General features: G+C 60.9%; 26 protein-coding genes. 4 read left to right on the plus strand and 22 right to left on the minus strand.

Translation table 11 applies throughout. The annotated features are described in order from the left end of the window. The first annotated feature begins 212 nt into the window (after positions 1-212). Entirely contained in the window at positions 213-1226 is a 1014-nt protein-coding gene (locus G8O24_RS03015) for an acyltransferase family protein (protein ID WP_188096332.1), read from the plus strand. Here the strand turns inward: G8O24_RS03015 and G8O24_RS03020 are convergent. From G8O24_RS03020 to G8O24_RS03060, 9 genes are all read right to left on the minus strand, one after another. Continuing rightward, positions 1219-2217: a phage tail protein gene (locus tag G8O24_RS03020; protein WP_188096334.1), complete on the minus strand. Its 999-nt coding sequence runs from the start codon at positions 2215-2217 to the stop codon at positions 1219-1221. The two genes, G8O24_RS03015 and G8O24_RS03020, sit on opposite strands and share 8 nt — an antisense overlap. A gap of 51 nt (positions 2218-2268) precedes the next feature. Next, positions 2269-2490 (minus strand): hypothetical protein, encoded by a 222-nt coding sequence (locus G8O24_RS03025; RefSeq protein ID WP_188096335.1) that lies wholly within the window; start codon positions 2488-2490, stop codon positions 2269-2271. Next, positions 2456-2944 (minus strand): hypothetical protein, encoded by a 489-nt coding sequence (locus G8O24_RS03030; protein ID WP_188096337.1) that lies wholly within the window; start codon positions 2942-2944, stop codon positions 2456-2458. The genes G8O24_RS03025 and G8O24_RS03030 overlap by 35 nt, the downstream gene beginning before the upstream one ends. Beyond that, positions 2941-3207: a hypothetical protein gene (locus tag G8O24_RS03035; protein WP_188096338.1), complete on the minus strand. Its 267-nt coding sequence runs from the start codon at positions 3205-3207 to the stop codon at positions 2941-2943. The genes G8O24_RS03030 and G8O24_RS03035 overlap by 4 nt, the downstream gene beginning before the upstream one ends. Before the next feature lie 168 nt (positions 3208-3375). Then, positions 3376-4566 (minus strand): hypothetical protein, encoded by a 1191-nt coding sequence (locus G8O24_RS03040; RefSeq protein WP_188096340.1) that lies wholly within the window; start codon positions 4564-4566, stop codon positions 3376-3378. 2 nt (positions 4567-4568) lie between these two features. Beyond that, positions 4569-5351: a tail fiber domain-containing protein gene (locus tag G8O24_RS03045; RefSeq protein ID WP_244645708.1), complete on the minus strand. Its 783-nt coding sequence runs from the start codon at positions 5349-5351 to the stop codon at positions 4569-4571. A gap of 786 nt (positions 5352-6137) precedes the next feature. After that, positions 6138-6965 carry a hypothetical protein gene (locus G8O24_RS03050; protein ID WP_188096344.1) on the minus strand — a complete coding sequence of 276 codons (828 nt, stop codon included), beginning with the start codon at positions 6963-6965 and terminating at the stop codon, positions 6138-6140. Positions 6966-7163: 198 nt separating this feature from the next. After that, the gene (locus G8O24_RS03055) at positions 7164-7598 is read right to left on the minus strand and encodes a hypothetical protein (RefSeq protein WP_188096346.1); all 435 of its coding nucleotides are present in this window, start codon (positions 7596-7598) and stop codon (positions 7164-7166) included. Between the two features lies 1 nt (position 7599). Continuing rightward, on the minus strand, positions 7600-8163 hold the full coding sequence (locus G8O24_RS03060) for a hypothetical protein (protein ID WP_188096348.1): 564 nt from the start codon (positions 8161-8163) through the stop codon (positions 7600-7602). A gap of 476 nt (positions 8164-8639) precedes the next feature. On the opposite strand from G8O24_RS03060, the gene G8O24_RS03065 reads away from it, so the two are divergent. Beyond that, positions 8640-9116: a YfjT/YkfB family phage-associated protein gene (locus G8O24_RS03065; protein WP_188096350.1), complete on the plus strand. Its 477-nt coding sequence runs from the start codon at positions 8640-8642 to the stop codon at positions 9114-9116. An 882-nt stretch (positions 9117-9998) separates the two neighbouring features. On the opposite strand, the gene G8O24_RS03070 is transcribed toward G8O24_RS03065, so the two are convergent. Together G8O24_RS03070 and G8O24_RS03075 are read right to left on the minus strand one after the other, a co-directional pair. Continuing rightward, positions 9999-10664 (minus strand): hypothetical protein, encoded by a 666-nt coding sequence (locus tag G8O24_RS03070; RefSeq protein WP_188096352.1) that lies wholly within the window; start codon positions 10662-10664, stop codon positions 9999-10001. Between the two features lie 642 nt (positions 10665-11306). Further along, positions 11307-11675, minus strand: coding sequence for a hypothetical protein (locus tag G8O24_RS03075; RefSeq protein ID WP_311972286.1), 369 nt, complete (start codon positions 11673-11675; stop codon positions 11307-11309). A gap of 240 nt (positions 11676-11915) precedes the next feature. Between G8O24_RS03075 and G8O24_RS03080 the strand changes: the two genes are divergently transcribed. Next, positions 11916-12392: a YfjT/YkfB family phage-associated protein gene (locus tag G8O24_RS03080; protein ID WP_188096355.1), complete on the plus strand. Its 477-nt coding sequence runs from the start codon at positions 11916-11918 to the stop codon at positions 12390-12392. 35 nt (positions 12393-12427) lie between these two features. Here the strand turns inward: G8O24_RS03080 and G8O24_RS03085 are convergent, their stop codons facing one another. Further along, positions 12428-13036, minus strand: a complete 609-nt coding sequence (locus G8O24_RS03085) for a hypothetical protein (RefSeq protein WP_188096357.1) — start codon at positions 13034-13036, stop codon at positions 12428-12430. Between the two features lie 1500 nt (positions 13037-14536). Between G8O24_RS03085 and G8O24_RS03090 the strand changes: the two genes are divergently transcribed. Next, complete coding sequence (locus G8O24_RS03090; protein WP_188096359.1) at positions 14537-14782, plus strand: hypothetical protein; 246 nt, start codon at positions 14537-14539, stop codon at positions 14780-14782. Positions 14783-14786: 4 nt separating this feature from the next. Here the strand turns inward: G8O24_RS03090 and G8O24_RS03095 are convergent, their stop codons facing one another. The 10 genes from G8O24_RS03095 to G8O24_RS03140 all read right to left on the minus strand — a co-directional run bounded on the left by G8O24_RS03095 (position 14787) and on the right by G8O24_RS03140 (position 21835). Then, entirely contained in the window at positions 14787-16259 is a 1473-nt protein-coding gene (locus G8O24_RS03095; RefSeq protein WP_188096361.1) for a hypothetical protein, read from the minus strand. Continuing rightward, positions 16259-16867: a hypothetical protein gene (locus tag G8O24_RS03100; RefSeq protein WP_188096363.1), complete on the minus strand. Its 609-nt coding sequence runs from the start codon at positions 16865-16867 to the stop codon at positions 16259-16261. Before G8O24_RS03100 ends, G8O24_RS03095 begins: the two co-directional genes overlap by 1 nt. Positions 16868-16870: 3 nt before the next feature. Further along, the gene (locus G8O24_RS03105; RefSeq protein ID WP_188096365.1) at positions 16871-17311 is read right to left on the minus strand and encodes a hypothetical protein; all 441 of its coding nucleotides are present in this window, start codon (positions 17309-17311) and stop codon (positions 16871-16873) included. A gap of 9 nt (positions 17312-17320) precedes the next feature. After that, entirely contained in the window at positions 17321-18703 is a 1383-nt protein-coding gene (locus G8O24_RS03110) for a hypothetical protein (protein WP_188096366.1), read from the minus strand. Between the two features lies 1 nt (position 18704). Then, complete coding sequence (locus tag G8O24_RS03115) at positions 18705-19061, minus strand: hypothetical protein (RefSeq protein ID WP_244645709.1); 357 nt, start codon at positions 19059-19061, stop codon at positions 18705-18707. A gap of 82 nt (positions 19062-19143) precedes the next feature. Then, positions 19144-19797 carry a phage adaptor protein gene (locus G8O24_RS03120; RefSeq protein ID WP_188096368.1) on the minus strand — a complete coding sequence of 218 codons (654 nt, stop codon included), beginning with the start codon at positions 19795-19797 and terminating at the stop codon, positions 19144-19146. Continuing rightward, positions 19794-20126, minus strand: coding sequence for a hypothetical protein (locus tag G8O24_RS03125; RefSeq protein ID WP_188096618.1), 333 nt, complete (start codon positions 20124-20126; stop codon positions 19794-19796). The genes G8O24_RS03120 and G8O24_RS03125 overlap by 4 nt, the downstream gene beginning before the upstream one ends. Then, complete coding sequence (locus G8O24_RS03130) at positions 20126-20437, minus strand: hypothetical protein (RefSeq protein WP_188096370.1); 312 nt, start codon at positions 20435-20437, stop codon at positions 20126-20128. Before G8O24_RS03130 ends, G8O24_RS03125 begins: the two co-directional genes overlap by 1 nt. A gap of 1 nt (position 20438) precedes the next feature. Beyond that, complete coding sequence (locus tag G8O24_RS03135) at positions 20439-20801, minus strand: hypothetical protein (protein ID WP_188096372.1); 363 nt, start codon at positions 20799-20801, stop codon at positions 20439-20441. Positions 20802-20869: 68 nt separating this feature from the next. Next, entirely contained in the window at positions 20870-21835 is a 966-nt protein-coding gene (locus G8O24_RS03140) for a DUF5309 domain-containing protein (protein WP_188096374.1), read from the minus strand. Positions 21836-21900 lie beyond the last annotated feature (65 nt).

Consider the following 21900-nt stretch of genomic DNA (forward strand, 5'->3'; position numbering starts at 1 on the left):
GTGGAAGACGGCAATGGCCGGCCAGGGACGCCGGTCAGTCGCTCCGCGGCCTGGTAGCGTAGCCGGGCCTTGTAAAAGCCTAATGCGGCATTGGCGGCTTCTGCCTTCCGGAGCGGTTTGGCATTTGCCCATCGCTTCGCATTCGCCGCAGAGAGGCGTTCAGGTCTACCATGGGTTGACTCTATAAGGGGGAGGAGTGATACGCTCGCAATATGAGATTTGACGGTATTCAGATCGCGCGCGCCGTTGCCGCACTCAGTGTTCTTTATTTCCACTCATGGACCGCACTTGTGCGGTTCTCTGCGGACGCGACATATCCCCTCTGGCCACTCGCCCGGTTCGGAGAGCTAGGCGTCGATCTATTCTTTGGAATCAGCGGTTTCGTAATCTCAATGATTGCGGCAAAACCTGGTTTTCGCCCGCTCGAATTTCTAGTCAATCGCATCTTCCGTATCTACCCGCTGTGGCTCCTATGTCTCGGCACCATCGCGGTGCTATTCGCCGTCTGGCGCGGTTGGCAAAGCTCGGAGACCCTTTCTTACCTGCTATACTCCGCCACGCTTCTGCCAACGCATGAGCTGCCGTTCTACAATATTGGCTGGACCCTACAGCATGAGATTACGTTTTACGTTCTAGCGGCCGCGATCGTTCCTGCTTTCGGCTTGATCGGGCTGCTCGTTGTCTTAGTGCTCTCATTCGTCGCTCTCGGCAGCGCGCCCTGGTATCTCTCGAACTTTGCTGGGTTCCATCTTGAGTTTGCCGCCGGAATTCTCGCTTACATGCTGCTGCCTCGGCTGCGCTGGGTCGGCGCTCTATTACCGATCGCAGCCGGCGTCGTAGGCATGTGTGTTCTGCACTTCTACCTTGGGCATCGGGGCGTAGCCCCAGCGCTGTTGCTTGCCATCATCGGCTTCGCGAACCTCAACTCTGATAGTTCAGTGTCTCGTTTTTTCGTCTCGATGGGAGACCGATCCTATTCGATCTACCTGCTTCACCCCATCGTATTTTGGAGTTTCTCGTCTATTGTAAGCCTACTGATCGCGAAGATCCCTCTTTGGACCGCAGAACCCATCCGATTTACCTGCATGGCAATCGTGATCGTAGCTGCTGGCCAAACATGGGTTTATGTCGAGCAGCCAACAATAAGGTTAGGCAATCGCTTCGCAGCTCGGTTGACGCGAAACGCGCCAACCCTCACCGGCGCCTCGCCCTCTTCAGCTAGATGATCCGCAGCAACCTATTTGCGATGATCGTGGGAGGAATGATCGCAAATGGAGTGCTTGTACCCCCCTGTGGGTTCATGGTGAGAGTGCCGTGCACTCCGACGGCCGAAAGAGATGAATTCGCTGGAGAAGTTGCGCCACTGATCTGCCCTCCCGCTGCGGCGGCGCCGATAGCGCCATTATCGTTCCAAAGAACATTGTGATCAGTGGTGCCGACGAAAACACCGCTTGGCGTGTAAGGCGGCAATTCTCCAACAATCAACGTGTGAGCTTGGGTACCACCCGTTGCACCAAGCGCGAGTGCGCTATTGCCGAGGTACGTATTCGTCAAGCGAGACGCTGCGCTTCCGCCCATGTCGTCCCTTCCTGCGACGAATCGGCCGCGGCAATCCGGAATGTTGAAGGTGGTCGAGCCGTCGCCCGCGCCATAGGTCGTGCCGAACAAGGAAAACAGCGTCGCATATGTCGTACGCGAAATCGCCTGGCCGTACGCTAGCACGAAAGAACTGTTCGGCGCGGTCAAGCCCCAGAAATCAACGCTCGCACCGATAGGGATACTATAGGGATTCCCAAAAAAGCTTTGCAGGTAAAATGCTTGGTCGCCACTGTTGTAAACGGCCAAATACGGCGTCCCCTGGATGATCGTACCTGCTGGGAGATCAACGTTGGGAGACGAACGCAGCGGCTTGGCACCGAGCCCGTCAACGTTCAGGGTCACCATCGCACCGCAGGTCGCGTGCGGCGAAAAGGCAATGACCTGATTTGCGAGCGCCGACCATGAGCCAAAGCCTTGATAGCTCGCGACCGTGTACGCCGTACTCGTCCCCCCTGTTACAATTGCTCCCGCTATATCATCGCGATATTTTGCGATTGCCGCCATCATGCCGCGCGCGGAATCGTTGACACTGGAGGGGGCTTGCCCTTCGGCCCAATTGATCGTCGAGTCTGCCGTCGCGTCGACGGACGCCGTTTGAGACCATTTATAAAGAGTCATCTTGCTTCCTTGATGTGAGACACCTGTGGATGTCAGGGGCGCTACTGGCCGTCAGTCCTGGCTCTTCGCTTCGCTGCCGCACAGCTCGATATATTGCGCGCAGCGGCAGGCTGGCGCACGGGCCGTGAGCAGGTTGCGAATCACGCCGGGCGGCACTCCGGGGCTCTGGCTTGCGATCGTCGCCACGCGTTCGTCGATGATGCCATCGATCTCAGCACGCAGGTCCTCGATCCGGTCTTCAAGCCTCGTCGCGCGCTGTTGCTTCGTCGCCATGCGTCGCTCCATCCTTCAATTGAGTTTCAAGCGCCGCCAACTTCCGGCTGGCTGACGCAGCTTCATTTTGCGCGCGCCGGAGCGCGCGTTCGCGCCGGGTCTCGTGCGCCGCGAGATAGACCTGGATGTCGTAAGGGAGCGCACGGAACCGCTGTTTGAACTCCCGCGGCCAGGATCTGGGCGGAGCCACTCCCGCAATCGCGCTGATCGCATCCGCGGCGGGGCCTCCAAGCGTGGGATCGGCGAGGCCCAGCAACGTATGCATCCGCGATATCTCCTGAAGGGCCGACCAGAGCCGATCCCGACCGAGGGATGCGCACTCGGCCACGAAGCGCGCCACCGACGAAGGCATCGCCGGACAAGGCGCCACATTGTTCAGTTCGCACCATCTCACGAACACCGGCGCATCGCGCCTGCGCGCCTGCGCGAGCGCGTTCAGCAACGGATGCGTCATCGATTGGCTTTGCGAAGCGCCTCGTGGAGGCTGCCCATGCGCCGGCGCAGCTCGATGAGCTCAACGCGCCTTCGCAGGCTATGAGCGCTCGAATCGATCGTACCGCCCAGTTCGGCATCGAACCGTTCGAGCGCTTCTACGCGATTTTTCAGGCCGTGGAGCGCGAAGTTCTCCACGATCCGATCCGTCGACATCGGGCTTCCGTACAGATTTCCGGTGATGGATTCAGCGCGTTCGATGAAATTCCTGTCGTCTTCGCTCATCGTGGAGCTCCTGTCATGGGCATATGGCGATCTGGCACCGCGATCGATGTATGATCGCAGGGCATGCTCGGCTGGGACTTGAGGAGAACTAGGATGGATAGGTGGCGTGCCCCGAGGCCAAACGAGGTTCAATTGTCTCTCGTTTGGCAATGGCATCAACGTAGCCGCTTAGCGCCGGCTCGCCGTCTTCGCCTGGTAGAGCGCGACCGCGTCCTTGAGATCGCCTGAGCTGGACAGCCGGGCGCTCAACGCGCGCAGATCATGCTGATCGCGTTCGCCTCGGCCGGCCGCCATGCCCGGCCTTTGCACCGGCGGTACCGGCTTTGCCGTCACGGCGTCCCTCGCTTTCATCATCAGCCGGTACTTGCCGGCGTCGTACATCATCCGCTGAAACGTCGCGTTACGCATCAGCGGTTCGCTGTCGAACAGGCGCTGCAACTCGCCCGGCTCGATACCGCTGGCCTTCGCCGACGCCATGATTTCCTGCGCGACAGCCTGCCGGACATCTCTCGCCTCGCCTTTGAGCAGCGTCTCCAGCCGCGCGTCCTCTGTCCTTGCGTAGTTCTGAAAATCGCGCCGTGAGGCGTCCGCCGCTCGCCGCATCTCCTCGCCCTGCCGGGCACGCAGCTGCTCGCTACCCGCGATGATCGCCTGAACGCGCGACAGCTTCGCGGGATCCTGGCGCGCCATTTGCGCCAGCGCTTGCGGAAGCTGCTCCGGACCAAGGACGGCCAGCTCCGGAAACTGGCTGACAAAGCTGGCCTGGGCGATCTGCATGGCTGCATCGAGCCCTTGCAGATAGTCCTGCCGCGCGCGTTCGACCTCACCGACCTTCTCCTCGAGCGCCAGGCGGACCTGCGGGTGCTGCATGAGCATGTCGATGTCGGAATCAAGCGGGCTCGGCTCTCGATCGCTCGTCTCGTCCGACGGAGGCGCCGTCTCGTCCTCTCGCTCGCTGTGAGCTTCAGAGGATTCGAATCCGTAGAATTCCGGCGCATCAGGATCGCTCGCCGCCACCTCGGCGCGCAATGCATCGATTCTGTCGGCAAGAGCCTCCGACGACAAGCTCTCGGCGACCTGCTGGTCGCCAGCAGTTGCGCTGGCATAATCACGGGCTGCGCGGGACAGCGTCACAGCCTCGTTTGCAGCCGCGCGCTTCCCCTCTGCATCGGTGTATTGCCTGACGACAACTTTGGCCTGCGGATCGGTCAGCCGGTCGGCAGCATCGTGGAGTGACGCGCTGTCGCTCACGATCGACTCGCGTTCCTGCTCGCGGCCAGGGTCCGGCATTTCCGAGTAGCCCGCGTGAGCGAGGTCAAATGAAGCGCCAGTCAGGTTGGAATCGGGTTCGACGGTCATGACTACTTTCCGAAGTTGAACTTGAAGGGGCTCATGAGACTGCCGATGCCGCCGGCAAGCGTCGCGAATTGATCCAGGCCGGATTTGTCCTGCGTCGCCGTCGTCGTGTTGTTGCCTTGGCTCCCGAGCTGGGCGATGGGCACACCCAACTGCGTGAGCAGGCTCAGCGCCTGCACAGGAATGCCGCGGCGCTGCGCTTCTTCCGCCAGCGTGGCGTTGGCGCCATAATTCTGGGCATCGAGCGCCGATTGTGCGGCGGTCACGCCCTGGCCGCGATTGGCGAGATCGGCCTGCTGCATCTGGGTCAGCGCATTGGCCGTGGTATTGCCGGCATTGTACAGCGCGTTCGTGGCCGCCAATTGGTTGGTCACGTCCTGATTGTATTGCGCGGCGATCACCGGCGCCTCCCCGGCCGCGACGCCCCTGCCATAGGCCATCATATTCGCGGCGCTGAGATCGCGGCCCGCGGCGGCGAACTGCGAGTTCACGTCGTTGCCGACGTCGGACCTTATCTGCGCCAGCTGCGCCGTCAGGGCCGGATTATTCCCGATCATGCTGCCGCTCGCATAGGGCGTCAGCCAGTTGCGATAGGCCGCGAGATTGTTCTGCACGTTCGCGGCCTGCGCAGTGGCATCGCCGCCGTTCAGCATCGACCGCGCATAGTCCGCGATCTGGCCCGCATAAGGGTTGCCGGCAGCGGCGTTGTTCTTCAGCGAATCCAGCGCCGAGCCTTCCGCGGACGTCAGGCCGGTGTTGTTGAGCCCGGTACCGATCTGACTCAACATCGTTTGCAGGGCCGGCTGCGCCGCGGTCCAAGGCGCCGACTGGGATTGCACGGTTTGTGTCGAAGTGGATTGTCCGCCCATGGACGGTGTTCCTTCTGAGCTAGAGCAGTGTGGAGACGAAGCCGCGACGACGGTGAGGCCCCGCGACCATGAAAAATTGTCAGTCGAATGGAAAGAAAATCGGCGGTTGGATTGACCTGCCTTCTGAACGATCGCTCCCGCTCAAACGCAGCATCTCGCCCCGGTGTCGCAGCAATGCATCCAGCTGCTTCGAATAGAATGGCAGAGGCTGGACGAGATCTGGCTCCGGTTGAACGAAGCGGCCTGGCTGCCGGTCCATGAAATCCGACGACGGCCCGTCAATGCCAGGTTTCAACGGCAATGGCCCTGCATCCCAGCTCCGTTCGGCACGGCGTGCCCCCATCAGCCAATCGAGCAAATCGGATCCGCCAGGGTCCCGCTCTCTGGAGTTGGCCGCAGCGGAGCAGGCATCTGCGGTGGATTGCCGAAGGGATTTGAATCGGGAGAGACCGCTGGCGGTGGCGACCACGGCGGAGACGCGGGAGGGACTACTCGCCAATGGTCGGGGTCTGCCCACCAGGGCGGCTTGGGTATCGCCCCTTCAATGCCGAAATTGGGGACACGCGTATATGGATATCTATATGATCGCGCCATCTGTGCTCTCACGGAAACAAAAGTCATGTGAACGATGTATCGGTCAGCATGGCGCAGACGTCTCGTGCGAGAGGTCTGCCACCGATCTGCAATTTGTGGACGATTTGCCAATCAGGGGTCGTAGATTACGCGACGCACGAGGCCCAACCGTTTTGCGATTGCATCGACCTCCTCCTGACTGTCCGGATAGTGCTGGTAGACGAGCCTGGTCTTGATCGCATTGGCATGATAGCGAGGGTTCCAGGTCCATAGCACGACAGGATACTGGCCAGTCGATCGATACAGATTCATCAATTCGCGCCTGACGAACCTGCTCTCCGGTGGATCGGTAAAAGCAGTCGCGGAAACTCTATCGCGATAGAATTCATTCCACCGTCGTTCCACTGGCCTCTCGTCACCGGGAGGCGCCGAGCAGCGCAACGACGTCAGGAGAGGACCCAACTGATCCTCACCCTCGATGAATCCCGTGCAGTCGTCGTCGGCATAGCGCCGAAAAACGCCCCAGGCCACCAGGGCATCGTCGGGAACGTAGGCCTCAGCCGAAGCAAGCAGGATGAAACTGGCGCAGGCATACAGACAGAAATCGCGCACGACGACGACTGCATTGCGATCTCGAAGCAAATTCGCCAATTGAACTGCGCGCTCAGCGTCCCCTCCGCGGCTGCGAACCACCGCGATGCCATGGGCCGCTAAATCTGCTGCGACCGAAACGTTCAGGTCCGATGGGACCACGCCATCGAGACACAGCACATGTTTGTCCTGCGATACCGCGATCGGCCGAGCCACATCGCCACGACAATATTCAGCCGCGCGAGCATAGGACGATAAGCCAGCCTCCTGCGCCGCCGGAGTGCGACCGCCCGCGCCAATCAACAGGCAGAGCAGCGCAAACCCGCTTCTCGCAACGAGACGGGATAGCCCAGCTCCGTTCCCCAGCATCCAACGGCATCTCCGCCGCCACGTCGCGGAGAGCGCGACGCACTTCTCTCCCGAACCTCCCGCGATCAACGACATCGTCGGCCTCTTCGCTCGCGAACCGATAGCCGTTTTAGAACAAAACAGGAACAATTGCAACCCGCGGCTGCACGAATGCGGCAGCAAGTGTCCTCTGCCCCGCTTCCGATAAGCGCCTCGCCGCTACGCCAAGCGCTTGTCGATGATCGCGTAGGTCTGTTCGTATCCGTCGAGAATGCGAGCCCAGCCTCTACGCCCGAAGATGCGCACGCAGCGGCATCCCTCCGCCTGTGCATACGCCTCGATGCCGCTGATCAGCGGCAGCCATTGCCTCATGTCCGAGCCGGCGCAGGCCGTGATGACGCAGACCTTGCCGGCGTCCGTCCGCTGGAGGCTCGTCGCAGCAGCAGCCGCGATGCTGTGGCCATTCCAGACGATCCAGAGCAGCGAAAGACCATCGAGGACATCGCGCTCGATTATGGCAAACGCCGATAGACCCGTTCTGCTGATCGCCCGCCTCAGCAGCGGCGCTGCGAACGGCCAGATCGAGCGCACGTGCTCCGGATCAATACTGACCAGCCGCGAGTCCCGGCCGCGCTGATCGCCTGTGCGCGTCATTTCAGAACGGAAAGAAAATCGGCGGCTGCACCGACAACGGCCTTGAGGGCTCGTTGGTCAGCAGTTCGCGTTGGCGCTCATTCGCCGCTTGCGGGACATCGGGCGTCGGATGGGGCAACGCGTTCGATGATGCATCCTGCGGCGATGCGACCAGTCCTGCCGGAAATGCCGGTGCGCCGAACACCGGGTCAGCATGATCGGGAAAGGCTGGCGCTTGCGGACGCGGTGGTGACGGTAGCGTCCGCATCTTCCGGTCAGCCCATGACTTCAGGTCTCCGATCGTCATGTTTTCGAGAAATGGGTTGGCTGTGACAGCATCATCGCCAAGCACCGACCTTGCCGAAGCGCCGGGGTCCGCCCCGAGCACCTTGAGCGCGCCCGAGGGACCGGCAAAATGCGCCAGATAGATGTTGCCAGGGGTCGCCTCATGTCCGGCCCGAACAAGCTTCTTGGCGTTCTCGGCCGCATAAGCCTCTACCATTTCCGCCGACAGCCTTGGGTCCTTGCGGAGCGCCGCAAGCTCGTCCGGCGTGCCCGTCAGATCCGGACGGTATTTGGCCAGCATGTCGAGCCAGGTCCGGCGCAGGAATTGTCCGGCTCCCAACGCGCTCGAGAGCCCGTTGGCGGCGTTTGCTCTGCCGCCGCTTTCGGTGCGGACGATCTGGCTGGTCAGCGGGTCGGTGGTCCTCGCCACAACCGGTCGATAGGCAGCCTGTTGCTGTTGAAGCGCACGAATGCGATCGATCAGATCAGCTGCTGCGCCGCCGAAGGCCTTGCGATCATAGACGTCCGGCGCTGTCGCGGCAGCCTTGGCTCCCTGTCCCGCCTGCCCAGCGCTCGCCGACAGTCTGCCGATCAAACCGCCGGCGCCAGCGTATGTCTGCGGGTCAAACCTAGCGTCATTGCGGAAACCCATATCCAACTCCATGTCGGGATCTGAAAAAGAGCTCGGCCCATCTTTGAGACGAGCAAGTCAAGTACAGTTGCAATGCTGGACGATCCATCTATAGCTATGGACCCCACCACCGCAGGATGCGATCGATGAAGCTGCTACCCGTTGCGTTTGCCCTGATATCGAGCTGTACGACCGCCAGCGCCGTCGACTTCCGCTGGACCCTTGGCTACGGCCAGGGCACGCTGGAGGCGAACATCGAGAACGCCGCCGGATCCACCTTCAGCATCTATTGTCCTGCCGGCAGCGATGACAAAACGCCGGGCATGTTCATCTCGGCGACGCGGATCAAGCCCCAGGTCAAAGAAAGCATCACCGCGCAGATCATCATCGACGGCAAGAACCATCCCTTCCTGCTCGAAGGAAGCCAGTTCAAGGCGGAAGGACGTCAGAACCAACAGGATTTCAGGCAACTCGTCATAGCATTGGCCACAACCAAACAGAAATCCTTCGTCGTCGAATTCCCGAAGTATCAGACCCAGGAGACGTTTTCGCTACTGGACGTAAGGAAGACCCTGGGGACTGCGAAGAAGACGATCATCCGGGAGTGCGACGATGGGACGTGACGGGGTCGTCGCAAAAAGCTGTGCGCTTATGGAAGTGAGCAATCCGCCGCCTCACCAACCACGCGTCTTCTGAATCGCGTCAGCTGGGCGGACATCGCGCGTACACGACGGGAGGCGGCTCAGTAAAAATCCCAAAACGATCCGCTCGATCCGGAACGGGACGTACCGCGCTGGCTCAAATTGGAAAGAAAATCGGCGGCTGGACAACTCTCTCCTTCGCCGGCCGTTCTGCTGCACGCCACGGAGTTGACGCGGCTTCCGGCTGAAGTCTTCGCGCTCCGCGTTCCCCTGCATTTCAATCAGACCGATGCGGACCTTCGCCGGGCGCACCGTCGACACTCGCCGTCTGGTACGACGGATCATATGTGCTCCGCTGAACTATCGCATGTATCATACCCGGCAGGCCGCCCGGTTCGTTCTGTCCTTGCCCGGGAAAATCCCAAGGCTTCAACTGATATGGAGCAGGCTGCTGCTGCCTGAACATGTCCGGCAAACGAGGCACGGGCGGGTCCGGAAACGGAGTGGGGCTCGTGGGGAGCAGCGGCGGAAGCAGCCACGGGGGAAGCATGGGCCTCGCGTCTGGCGCGGGACGAACTGGCGGGTCATTCCAGATGTTCAGCTGTGGCGGACGCGGATCAATCCGCGGCGGTGGTCCGAAGGGTTGCTCGGGATTTGCAGGCTGCGGAAGCAACTTCCGGCCATCGGGGATTGTCGACTGATCTTCCGGACGGGACGGGCGGCCTATTCGGGTCTTGTCGGACGATATGTTGTCGCGGAAGGAACGAGACATCGGTCTTCTGCCAAAATCAGAAATGGAAATGTGAAATGGCTAACGTCGGCAGTGAACACTGAGCGACGGCGTCATTGCGCCATGGGAGCCGACTAAGGATCGTAGATAACGTAAGTCCCGAGGCCGTATCGCGCCACCAATGCATCGAGTTCGGCTTGGCTGCTCGGGTAGGCCTCATATGTAATCTTCGTCTTGAACGCGGCGGAGCTATATCTGGGATTCCAGGTCCAAAGGACATTTGGGTATGTCCCCGTTGATTCAAACATGCTCTTCAACACCCGGCGTACCGGGATGCTTTCCGGCGGATCTTCGTACGGGAAACGCAGCAGCCGAGAGGCAAAGAACGTTTCCTCCAGCTCTTTCAGCGCAAACATGGCGGGTCCGTACACGGGCGCGGCATCCGAGCAGGCATCCTGTTCCAACCGTCTTGGTCCGCCATCTATTGCATCCCGGAGCACTGGACAGAGAGGCCACGTCGTATGGTGCCAGGCGACGATCGTATCGCCGATGACATAGGTCTCGCTCGATGCAACCAACAAGTAACTGGCGCAAGCTGACAGGCAATAATCGTAGACGATAACGGTCGCCAGCCGCTCCCGCAGGAAATCGGACAGCCAGGTGGTTGTACGCGCTTCACCCCCAGGACTGCGAACGACGAATAGGCCCCCCTTGCGCAACTTGCTCAAGAGCGAGAAGTCAAGGTCGCGCAAAATCGCACCGTCAAAGCAAAGGACGCGTCCATCGAGATCGACGGTCATGGGCCGCTTGGTGGCACCACGGCAAAACTCTACTGCTCGCCTGTACACGCCAAGATCTGCACTTTGAGCGAAAGACTTGTCCGCAACTCCGAGCATACAAGGCAAAAACCAGAGCACAGCCAAGCACACCGCATGAAACACCGATCGGCGAAAGCTCCGTGGCATCTCCGCGCCCCCATGAATACGCGCGGAGCACGTCATGCTGCTGCACCAAGCCTCACTCCGGAGCCCTTTCCAGCTTCGCATGATCGACCCACCTCAATAGACCAACCGCAGGTAGAATAGAACATATCATGAACAAAATCAACCCTTAATTGTGAGCCTGCTCTTCGGGCTCACCCCACTACCGCCCACAAAAACACCCGCCCCGTCGTCGCGGAGTTCGCATGCGTGATCGTGAACACGCCGTTCGCCACCGCGCGCACATACATCGTATAGTTACCAACCTCCGCCGCTGCGTTCGCCCACGCCGGCACAGAAGGACCATGATGTCGCGGCCGGGATGCGTATCTGGAAGCGAGAATAGCAGGTGTCGCGCCTGACGTCACAGCGGCGGCTCCGGGCATTGACCAGGACTTCCGCACCTGCCGTTGCCGCCGCTGCTGGCGTGTCATCACCCCCCAACCGCACGCCTTGCTGTCACTACAAGGGCTTGTCGATAATCGCATAGGTCTGTTCGTATCCGTCGAGAACACGGGCCCAACCTTTCCGCCCGAAGATGCGCATGCAGTGGCATCCTTCCGCTTGCGCATACGCCTCGATGTCGCGGATCAGTGGCAACCAAAGCGTCATATCGGAGCTGGCGCATGCCGTAATGACGCAGACCTTTCCGGCATCCGTTTGCTGCAGGCTCGTCATTGCAGCCGCGTCGGCCGCCTGGCCATTCCAGGCAACCCAAAGCAGCGAGAAACCATCGAGGACGTCGCGCTCGACCGTCGCGAAAGCCGACAGACCTGCTTTGCTGATCGCCTCTCTGATCAGAGGCGCCACGAGCGGCCAGATCGAGCTCACGTGCTCCGGATCGATGCTGACGAGCTGTGTGACGGCACCGCTCCGATTGCATGTGCCCGACATTTCAGAACGGAAAGAAGCTCGGCGACTGCACCGATCTTTCGTTGTCCTCGAAACTCATATCAACTCCATGACCGAATGTGGGAGGAAGCTCGCGCCTGCCTCAAGGCCAGCAAGCGCAGTTGCGATGCCGGACGATCCCTCTATAGCTGTCAGACGATCTAATGCAGGATGCGAGAAATGAAGCGGTTACCAGCTGCGTTGGTTCTGATATTGAGCGGCACGGCCGCCCTGGCCGTCGACTTTCGCTGGCCCCTTGGCTATGGCCAGGGCACGCTGGAGGCCAACATCGAAAACAGCGTCGGATCCACCTTCAGCATCTATTGTCCGGCTGGCAGCGAAGACAAGACGCCAGGCATGTTCATCTCGGTGACGCGGATCAAGCCCCAGGTCAAAGAAACCATCACCGCGCAGATCATCATCGACGGCAAGAACCATCCCTTCCTGCTCGACGGAAGCCAGTTCAAGGCGGAAGGACGTCAGAACCAACAGGATTTCAGACAGCTCGTCATGGCATTGGCGACGGCTAAACAGAAATCCTTCGTCGTCGAATTCCCGAAGTATCAAACCCAGGAGACGTTTTCGCTACTGGACGTAAGGAAGACGTTGGGGACTGCGAAGAAGACGATCATCCGGGAGTGCGATGATGGGATGTGAGGGGGCGGTAGTAAGACGAAGATCGATCGATAGCTTCACATATAGTCGTTTGGCTGCTCGTATTCGGGTGGTTCATCAGCTAAGCGATCGTCAGGACGTTTCGGACGAAACTCGTTGTAACGGTCGAGGACATTCTTTCTGATAAATCCGGGCGGCGCTCGGTCAACGAAGTCACGCTCGCGGCCAACATCTGGAACACCCGGTAAAATCTCTAGTGAGATAATCTCCTCAAGCACATCCGAGAACTCGTCTCCACGACCGAGCCTCAACAGAATTCGCGCCTTATTGCCCAGCGCCTCTCTCCGAAAAAACCCCGTCCGATGCGCTCGCACCAAGGCCACATTGATTGACTTCAGCGCGTCGATCGGCTGATCGAGTAAATCGTAAATGTTCGCTTTGACTATACCGGGCCGGACGTCACTCGGATCGCGACGCAGCTTGGCGTCGAGGATCGCCAGAGCTTCCGTGTCTCGCCCAGCCTCCCGCAAGAGAGAGACTAGCTCGTCGGAGAGGAAGCAAAATCCCTCATCCTCCAAAAGGGGGAGGCGAGCGGCGACAGTACGAATGACGGTAGCTATCGAAGAGCTCCGTCGAAGGTCCTCGATCCATTCGTGAAGGACATCTACTGATTCAAAGGAGGTCATGTTTCCAAATGAGGACTGGGGGCGTGAGTCCAGTACTTTAGCATGATTGGGCTCTCTTTCCTAACGATCCCCATTGAGCCAACGCTCTTCGTCTTCGGTCCCCCATTCTCCCAGCTTGTCATCCTTGTTCCGGTTCCGCAAACACAGCCCGTATCTATAATCAGCGCGATCCAGACAACCTCGTCGAAAATCGCTCCACGGACGCCCATCGAGTCCGATTGCATTGCGTTCGTTCCAAGTCTGCCAACATGTATTCTTCTCCGCTTCTCTTCGTGTACTACAGTACCTCTTGCCACCATTTCCATTCTTGCGACCGCCGTTCCTGTTCCCGCCCGTACCCGAAGCAGTGATCTCGGGACGTTTCCTTTCGGGAGACGCCTGCTCTGGCGCCAATGGCGGAGATTCGACTTCGTTTCGTGGCTCGTCCTCACCATCAGGTCTGGACAGGATTGCGGCGCGAGGATCGGGGCCGACGCGCCTCAATTCTCTATAATTTGGATCCCCTCCCGATGGCAGTCCCGCAAGCCCGACAATGGAAGGAGGCAAGCGGCGACCACCGCTCGCCTCCGGCGCGAGCGGCGGCCTGGAGGGCTGCATCTCGGGAAGTTGCTTGCCACTAAACGTACTCGAAAATCCAAAAGTTCTGTTAGCATCGGGTAATGTTGGCGGGAGGACTTGCCGCCCAACGGCGCCAACGGGTAGAGGGCCAACTGGCATGGCGCCTGGAGGCAAGAGAGTTTGCATCCACCACGGCAATTCAGCGGGCGATGAAGTCAAACCCTCGCCTGCCCTGCTCCCGGCACTTTCCCTAGCAGCAGGTCTTAAGACTGCGGGCGGCGGGCCATAGGGCTCAGGCCGAGCAGACCGCAAATCACTCGGAAGAACACCGTTCGCCGGTTGGGCCCCACCCTCAGCACGAAATGCTAAGCCACCCGTTGGCCTAATGGGAAGACCTCCGACGACTTTGGGCACCGTAGGAGAGGCTGCGCTTGCTACCTCGAAGCCGGCGCGCGGCAAATAGTCTCGCGCTTGATTATATATGTAGGCTTCTTCCTCTGTCGTGGGGGCCGGACCGGTAACGATGCGAGAGGCATCAACCATATCTCGGACCGTTTGAGGTAGACTCATCAATCCTTTGATTTGGGCAAGGAGACCGAACGGGGTTGGATGGTCCCAGACATCTTGAAATCGCTCCGAAAACGATCGGCTCGAACGTTCAGGCTGGTCGACATACGACATCGCATTTTCCTCAATAAGTTGATCAATCGGTTCGGAACTGCAATCGAGTTCGGTCGCTGGCTCGGATCGGTCTCCACGGTCGGGGCACGAGCGCGCTCGCACGCGTGCATGACAGGCGCGGGCCTTGGATTTTGTCGTTGGTTGGCTACGGGCAGTAACTCAAAGAAGGAGCAATAAGGATCTGGCGCCGCGCCCGCCTCTCACCCCACCACCGCCCACAAAAACACTCGCCCTGTCGTCGCGGAATTCGTATGCGTAATCGTGAAAGCGCCGTTTGCAACGGCGCTCACGTACATCGTGCCGTTGCCGACCTCCGTCGCCGCGTTCGCCGACGCCGGCACCAGGATCGGCACCGAGCCTGCCGCGCAATTCGTCGTCGTCACGGTCGTGCTCGACGCGCCCGTCGCCAGCGTCACGCTGCCGACGGCGTTCGATCGGCCGGCGGCGAGCTGCTGGATTGCGAGTACGATCTTCTTTAGATCTGTCTCGGTGATGCCGGGAACGTAAGCCGTCATAGCGTGCCGTTCGGTGAGAGATCGGGAACGATGCCGGCGCAGAAGGACCACGCCGTCGCTGCGGGAATGCGAACCTTGAAGCGCGAATAGCGGGTGTCGCGCCTGATGTCGCAGCGGCCGGTCCGGGCATTGACCAGGACTTCCGCGCCCGGCGTTGCCACGGCAGCCGGCGTATCGCGCCACGAGACCGAGCCGAACAGCGTCGCCGCATCGGTCACAGGACGGAAGCCGCGGATGGTGATGCGGTTCTCGTCGGTGCCCTGCTCCGGGCTCTCCAGCGTCGCTTCCAGGCTCGGCCCGCGGAAGAAGCCGAGCAGATGAGCACTCGAGAATTGCGCGATCTCCGGCTGCACCGCGGTCGCATAGGCATCGAGGCTCAGCGTCAGTGCATCCAGCGACGACGAGATGCTGTCGAGATTTTCCAGCGTCAGGCCGGTCTGCGAGATGCCCAGCAGATATTCGCCTGTGACCGCGACCGGGAAAAAGCGATCGAGCAGAAAATCGTAGCCGAGCAGCTTGTCATAGGTGCCGACCGTGCCGGACACGGATTTGTAGGCCCAGTACACCCGTGTCGAGCGCGGGTCGGCCGCGCCCATGAAGAGCTGAAGGTTGCCCTTGTCGAGATCGGCGAGAAAGGTGCGGTCGACCTTCTCGCGCCCGATCTGCTCCGGCACGCCGCCCGGCTCGATCTTGTGAAAGCCCTGGCCCGCATAGAAGAAGATCCGCTCGCCGGCGCGGATGATGGAATACGGCGCGTACAACCCTTTGTCCTGGGTGATGCGATCGATTTGGAAGATGATTGGCGAGCCCGGCACATAAGACATGCGGCGGATCGCCTGGTCCTGGAAGATGATGCCGGCTTCGCCGCCGGCGACGCCGCGAACGATGCCGCCGTCCGGAAAATCCTGGAAGTCGGACGATTTGATGCCGCTGGTCCAGCTGTCAGCGGCGTTGAAATTGTTCAACCCCGACCACTGAATCCGATACGGCGTCGACAGCAGCCCTGATAGCACCAGGAAGCGCCCGACCACGCTGATATAGGCGGCCTGCGGCGGCCCACCCAGCGCATCGGCGAATGCCGTCGACGATGACAAATCGAATATCTGCAGCACCGCGTTGGCTTGTGTGGCGAACACGAAGTTTCCCGTCTGGGCAAACTGCCATTGCGCCGTGGCTGACAGTGCCGAATAGGACGCTCCGCCCTTGGAGACGTCGACCCAGGTGAAATCGATGTTGTTGAGCCGATAGAGCCTGGTGCTGGTGCCGGCGAAGGTGATGACGGTGCCGTCCGACTTCAACGCATAGAAGGCGCCCCGGCAGGGCGCCGGCAGCGCTGCGGTATATGCCGAGAAGGACGGAAATGGGCCATAGCCGTCGCCGCGCGGTATCACGTTGAGGATGTTGCGCGTGGCCTGCCCTTCGTAGTCACTGACGTCGGGGCGATACTCGCCATAGGAAAGTAGCGGCATTATTCGGTCGTCCACGGTTCGAGTTCGATCGGAGCAGATGTCCATGTGCTCGCCGGCGCCACGTCGATCATCCAGAGGCTTGCAGGAGGTGCGGCACCGCCCCAGGTCGTCGACTGCAAAGCCGCTTTCACTTGCCAGAACATCGTGTCGAACGGCCGCCGGACCCAGGCTTCATGATCGCGGTCGTAGGTCGAGACGCCGCCGGTCGAGACAAATGCACCCTGCATCGAAGCAAGCGACACAAGAAATCGGGGCGACACTCCCGACAACGCGACCGCGCCCGGTGAAGCGATTGCGCTGATCGTTTCGCTCGCCGCTGAACCCGTCAGCGCGAACGAAGCTCGAAGACCCGGCAGCAAGGATACAAACGCAGCCGCGCCACCGGCGAGAGTAAAAGCCCCGACACTGCCCGGCTCCGATATGCCGAAGCCGGCAGGGTTGCCCGATGCAGTCAACGCGCCCGGCGCAGACAACCAAGAGGTCCGGAAGGCTGCAACCTGCCCGGCCACAGCGACCGATTGCCCGGAGGCCTGCAGCGCAAGATTGCCATTGCGCGGGAGTTGGGCCAGCGCCCATCGGCCAAGCGCATCAAAGCCGAGAAGGGACATGGCTCAGAGCACCGCGGCTGCGCGAAAGAACGTGTCCAGCTGGTCCGAGGACCAGCCGTAGGCCGTCGCGATGGCAATTGTCAGCGGGTGCCATCGCTCGAATGTCGTCGCGCCGGCAACGATCATCGTTGCGCCGAACTGCTCGTCGGCCGGCAGGCCGTTGATCAGCTGTTGGAGCGCGGCCGGAATAACGCCGGTCCTCACTGCAGCCAAGGCGTCGTCTTGCGAAACGATGCCTTGTAGCGCGAGCTGCTGAAAGAACTGCCGATCCGAGATTGCGGGCGGCACGGCCGCCGCCGGTACAATGTACGGGCCAGGTGTGTTTCCAGCGGCGATCCACGCATCGAACGCTTGGCGGTCGATGTTTTCAGGATCGTTCGGGATGTTCGCATGATCGGCCAGGCGAACGACGGTGTCGGTCTCAGTGAGTAGATAATCAGACATGATCGCCTCTTACATGCGGGCGTCGGATTTCCAATGCAGCCAAATGTTGGCGGTGGTCACCGAACTGAGAGCCACCCAAACATGAAAGCTGCCAGTTCCGACGGTCGGAACATTTGCCGCCACGTTGATCGACGAGTTTCCGCTGTAAGCGTTCCCTGCTGCGCCGTTGTTCGGTGAATACGTCGTGATCGTCGGCGTTGCTCGCTTCGGAGCCTTGAAGCCGACCTGGAGCCCAATCGCTGTCAAGGCGGAGCCTTGATTGATGATCTGCCATTGGCCTACCGACGTAGCCGTGCCGGGCGCGGTGCCGTAGTCATAGGATTTCTCCCAATAGCGCTGGCAGGTCAGCAGCTCAGAGGCAAAATCCGGAAGCTGGAAAGCTGGAGCAGCCGCCCCCTCATAGAGGCCCACGTCGAACAACTCCATCACGGCGCCATTCGTTGCCAGTAGGTTGGCTTGTCCGTTGATGGCGGCGTAGACACGCAACTCCATCCCGACGGTGTTGTCTGTGCTCCACGTTCCCGTAGCGACCCCCGCCAAAGTCACCGTCTTTACGACATCGGCTCCTGCTTCGCCTGCCGAGATCGTAAACGTGCCGCTTGCACCCGACGCAGCCCCGTTATTGTAGACTGCAACGGTATAAGTGCCCGCGGGAGCGTTCACGCCAATCTGGGCAGTGACTGTTTTTGCGGATGCAGAACCCCACAGGAGATCGGCGCAGCGGTAGCCCTCGATACGCTGAGCGACGATCAAATAGCTCGACGCAATGGAGGCCTGAGCTGCGGTGACCGTGACGCGCAGCCGATTCGGCGAGCCGCCTGGGGTCGCCTTTGCCACCTGGGCTATCGAAGCTGTGCCAGTGAGCGCGCTGGCGTAAAAGAACCACTGATCGAGCACATAAGTGGTGGCTGTGCCGGTGGCCGAGATGGCCGTCGACCCATTCTCCTGCGACACCATCATGCCCCCATTGATGATGTAGTTCTTCTTGGTCACGCCGAGATTGGCGCGCGCTTGCGCCATCTGCGCAGCCGTGAAGGCGCTCGGCTCCTCGATCGAAATCAGGTCTTCCTTGACGGCGACGATCGCCACGTTCGGTGCCGCCGCAAAGTTGATCCTGGTGCCGGCGCCGCTCTGGCCTGAGGACACGCCTGAGCCCGACGAATTGTAGAGCACGATGGCGCGGATGAATGTGCCGCTCGCGGCAGTATAAGTGCCCTCGGCGATCTCCCATTGGGTGAGATCGCTGCTGATTGCGATGAATTTATACTTGCGACCGTCGATCGCACCGGCCAGCGTCGGAGACTGGCAGCCGCCGACGGCCGACGCATAGACCCAATCCGTCGTTCCGCCGGCCGAGGGAACGAACCGGCAGTTGTTGAGAAATGCTGCCATGTCAGGTGATCGTCAGGATGCCGTTGGTCTGGTCGAGGTCGATGGTGAACGTATTGCCGTTCGTCAGCGTGATGGCCGTGCCATAATCCCACCAGCCGATCAGCGGCTTGGTCGGCGATGTCGCGTTGTAGAGCACCGCATATTGAAACGGCCCGATCGAGCCGCCCGAGGCGGTCCAGGCCGGATCGGTGCCGCCGACGAACTTGAACGTGCCTGATGTCTGCGCGCCCGTGATGGTGCCGACACTGTTGCCCCCCGAGGCATAGCCGTTACCGGCCGCGAGGTCCGCGGGCGTGTTGTATACCGTGTTGGTCGCCACCGGCGCCGTATTGGTGAGATAGATCTTGTAGACCTGCACTGCCTGTCTTCATGTCGTGAAGCGCGTTGGCGACGTCCTGCACGAAGCAATAGAACTTGTTGAAGCTTGCCATTGTCGTCTCCTAGATGACCTGTCCGGAAACGCGCACCGTCATCGGCCCCGCGTTGAAGGTCGATGTCAGTCCGAGATTGTTCAAATCCGTGAGCGCCGACGTGAAACCGAGACCCCAGGTCTGGATGCGCGCGTCTTCCTTGATGTACGGCGCGGATTCGAGCAGAGCGCCGTATAGATAGAGATCGGGCGCCATTGCGAGCAGCCAATTGACGGCATTCGAGGCGAGTGCCGGCACGTTCTGCCGGTACACCATCTCGATCGTGTAGGCGGCGTCCGGGGTCGGCGCGAGCTCAAGCTCACTGCCGAACACCGTGAAGTAACGCGGCTGCGCGGCGATATCCGACGTCGCGAAGCGATATTCGTCCATCTGCGTCCCCGACTTGAACTCGAGGCACGGCTTGCCCGTCACGCTCGACAGCCGAACCCTGCGCATGGACTGGAAATCGGACGGCAGCGAGATGAACTCGGGCTCGTTCGAGCCGAGGTTGACGAGCGCCGTCGCCCGCTGCTCCATCTGGCGCACAAACAGCTGGCGGTTGAACTTGGCCTCCGCGAGCTGGACGAAGGTTGGAATCCGCGCGATCAGCGTCGTGTCCTGATCGCGCGCGAGATATTCGGTCACTGCTGATTGCAGCGAGATGTAATCGGTGATCTGGGTCACGAGAGCTCCGCTGACCAGCCTGCTTGCAATTTCGGCCTGTCGGTTCGCAAATACGCCCATTCGGGATCATCGAGCTTTCTCTGCACGATCGCGTCGAATTCGGGCGTGAACAGGCGCAACGAGGCATTGCCCCTGGCATGCTCCTCGTTGAGCCATTTGACATAGATGACGTTGGGAATGCGGGCGACGTGTCGCCCCCATTCGCTGCGCTGCTCGTCGACGCGTGCCTGCCTGTTCCATTCCAGGATTGGCGCCACGTCCTGAACATGCTCGATCGCAAGGTCTTGGCCGTTGCTGTCGAGATGAGGCCGGATCAGGACACCCTCCATCACGACATCTCCGTGATCCACAGCGTGCCCGCCGTCGCCGTAACAAGGCCGTTGGTGGCGGCCTTCAACGCGGCGATGCGCTGGCCTGGGCTGACGGTGACAAATTCGACCACGTTGGCGGGAAGATACGGATCCGCGGTGGTCGCGGTCTGCGCGCCGTCGCCGATGCGGTAGCTGCAGCCGGAATTGGCGACCAGGCGAACCTGGTAGGTCTCGCTCCCGAACGCGTTGGTGGCGCCGACACTGCCGTCATAGGCAATCGTCTGGGTCGTGCCGATGCGCGAGGAGTTTTGCTTGGAGAAGAATGGCATATCAGGCGGTCCTCACAGCGATGGAGAAATGCATTGGAATGGCAGCGCCTGACGCTCCCGAGGGCGTCAGCACGATCACGTCGTCCTCGTTGAGATAGGTCGGCGACGGCGGCACGACCGAGAACAACTGGCCGGCAGCCGAGCCCGCCTGCGGAACGGCAAACGTCGCAAGCGTCACCGAATTGGCCGACACGGTGATCGTGCCGTCGGTGGTGGTGAGAGCGCCGCCGAGAATGCCCGTGACTTTCACGACGCGGCAACGGAAGGGAGCGCGGACATAGGCGGCGACCGGGCTGGCGCCGCAGGAGGGTGTATAGGCCGTGAGATCGGCGGTATTGAGCGGACGATTGCCGGGAAGCGGCATCTTGGATCTCCAAAAAATGAGGGGCGACCCGAAGGCCGCCCCGAGGTAAAATGAACGATCCTGATCGCTCAGGACGTGGTGTTGTCGAACACGCCGCCTGATGCTTTCTCGTTGCGGGCAACCAGCGCATATTCCGCCAGGATCTGGCGGCGATCGGAGTCGCCGGTCTTGGCCAGCGGGATCGAGATCATGTTGCGGCCGTTGAGATAGGCCACCGCCCATTTGTCGAGCTCGAGCACCAGTACGTCGCGTGGCCGCTGGAAGCGGTTGGCCACCACCTTGAGCTTGCCGAAATCGGACTCATAGGCGTCGACCGATGCGACGATCTTCTTCGACTTCGACTCCTCGATCGCAGTGGAGCGACCGGTGAAGGTCGAGAACACCTGCTTGTTGAAGGCGCCGGTCATGATGGTGCCGGGCTTGCCGCCATTGCCCCAGATCGCGGACAGCACGGTCTTCAGGCGCACCTCGGTGAAGGCGATCTGGCTCGACGCATCGGTACGGCTTCCCGTACCGTCAGCCGCCGCAGGATTGGCGGGAGATCCGGCGGTTCCCATGGACGTATTCGAAAAGATCCAGGAGAGGACGGATGCAGTCTTGCGCGGCGTCGTCGTGTTTCCCGCAACCTTGGCCTGGTTGGTGCCGCACAGGATGGTCTCGAGATCGCGCTTGAGCTCGAGACCTTTCAGCATCTCCTGATAGGCGAGCTCGTTATCGCGGCCGGCGTGATCGACCGCCTGCTGCGTGCCCGAGACCCGCGCGACCTTGTAGGAGATCTGGCAGAGATTGCCGAGCCGGACTGTCGGCGTGGTCGTGTTGGTGTTGGGATCGTCGCCCTCGAGCTGGGCGTTGGTTGCGTCGGCCGGCGCGAGCGCCTGCGTCTGCCATTCGTGGTTGACGGCAGACGCCTTCTCCTTGTCGACGCCGCTCATGAACGGCGTGTCGACGGGATCGATGCGATAGATCATGTCGCTGAGATCTTCGCGGTTGCCGACCGCGGAGTAGGTCACGAAAGTTGAAGTCGGTAGAGTCATTTGGTTTTCCCGATAAAGGCCCATGGCTTGGCGTGACACGCAGGCGTGGCACGGCCGCGCGAGGG

The sequence above is a fragment of the Bradyrhizobium campsiandrae genome (assembly GCF_014529705.1).
Classification (GTDB): domain Bacteria; phylum Pseudomonadota; class Alphaproteobacteria; order Rhizobiales; family Xanthobacteraceae; genus Bradyrhizobium; species Bradyrhizobium campsiandrae.

Coding starts and splice junctions, on each gene's coding strand:
- G8O24_RS03015 (WP_188096332.1), top strand. CDS start 213: ATGAGATTTGACGGTATTCAGATCGCGCGCGCCGTTGCCGCACTCAGT.
- G8O24_RS03020 (WP_188096334.1), bottom strand. CDS start 2,217: ATGACTCTTTATAAATGGTCTCAAACGGCGTCCGTCGACGCGACGGCA.
- G8O24_RS03025 (WP_188096335.1), bottom strand. CDS start 2,490: ATGGCGACGAAGCAACAGCGCGCGACGAGGCTTGAAGACCGGATCGAG.
- G8O24_RS03030 (WP_188096337.1), bottom strand. CDS start 2,944: ATGACGCATCCGTTGCTGAACGCGCTCGCGCAGGCGCGCAGGCGCGAT.
- G8O24_RS03035 (WP_188096338.1), bottom strand. CDS start 3,207: ATGAGCGAAGACGACAGGAATTTCATCGAACGCGCTGAATCCATCACC.
- G8O24_RS03040 (WP_188096340.1), bottom strand. CDS start 4,566: ATGACCGTCGAACCCGATTCCAACCTGACTGGCGCTTCATTTGACCTC.
- G8O24_RS03045 (WP_244645708.1), bottom strand. CDS start 5,351: ATGTTGAGTCAGATCGGTACCGGGCTCAACAACACCGGCCTGACGTCC.
- G8O24_RS03050 (WP_188096344.1), bottom strand. CDS start 6,965: ATGCTGGGGAACGGAGCTGGGCTATCCCGTCTCGTTGCGAGAAGCGGG.
- G8O24_RS03055 (WP_188096346.1), bottom strand. CDS start 7,598: ATGACGCGCACAGGCGATCAGCGCGGCCGGGACTCGCGGCTGGTCAGT.
- G8O24_RS03060 (WP_188096348.1), bottom strand. CDS start 8,163: ATGCTGGCCAAATACCGTCCGGATCTGACGGGCACGCCGGACGAGCTT.
- G8O24_RS03065 (WP_188096350.1), top strand. CDS start 8,640: ATGAAGCTGCTACCCGTTGCGTTTGCCCTGATATCGAGCTGTACGACC.
- G8O24_RS03070 (WP_188096352.1), bottom strand. CDS start 10,664: ATGACCGTCGATCTCGATGGACGCGTCCTTTGCTTTGACGGTGCGATT.
- G8O24_RS03080 (WP_188096355.1), top strand. CDS start 11,916: ATGAAGCGGTTACCAGCTGCGTTGGTTCTGATATTGAGCGGCACGGCC.
- G8O24_RS03085 (WP_188096357.1), bottom strand. CDS start 13,036: ATGACCTCCTTTGAATCAGTAGATGTCCTTCACGAATGGATCGAGGAC.
- G8O24_RS03095 (WP_188096361.1), bottom strand. CDS start 16,259: ATGCCGCTACTTTCCTATGGCGAGTATCGCCCCGACGTCAGTGACTAC.
- G8O24_RS03100 (WP_188096363.1), bottom strand. CDS start 16,867: ATGTCCCTTCTCGGCTTTGATGCGCTTGGCCGATGGGCGCTGGCCCAA.
- G8O24_RS03105 (WP_188096365.1), bottom strand. CDS start 17,311: ATGTCTGATTATCTACTCACTGAGACCGACACCGTCGTTCGCCTGGCC.
- G8O24_RS03110 (WP_188096366.1), bottom strand. CDS start 18,703: ATGGCAGCATTTCTCAACAACTGCCGGTTCGTTCCCTCGGCCGGCGGA.
- G8O24_RS03125 (WP_188096618.1), bottom strand. CDS start 20,126: ATGGAGGGTGTCCTGATCCGGCCTCATCTCGACAGCAACGGCCAAGAC.
- G8O24_RS03130 (WP_188096370.1), bottom strand. CDS start 20,437: ATGCCATTCTTCTCCAAGCAAAACTCCTCGCGCATCGGCACGACCCAG.
- G8O24_RS03135 (WP_188096372.1), bottom strand. CDS start 20,801: ATGCCGCTTCCCGGCAATCGTCCGCTCAATACCGCCGATCTCACGGCC.
- G8O24_RS03140 (WP_188096374.1), bottom strand. CDS start 21,835: ATGACTCTACCGACTTCAACTTTCGTGACCTACTCCGCGGTCGGCAAC.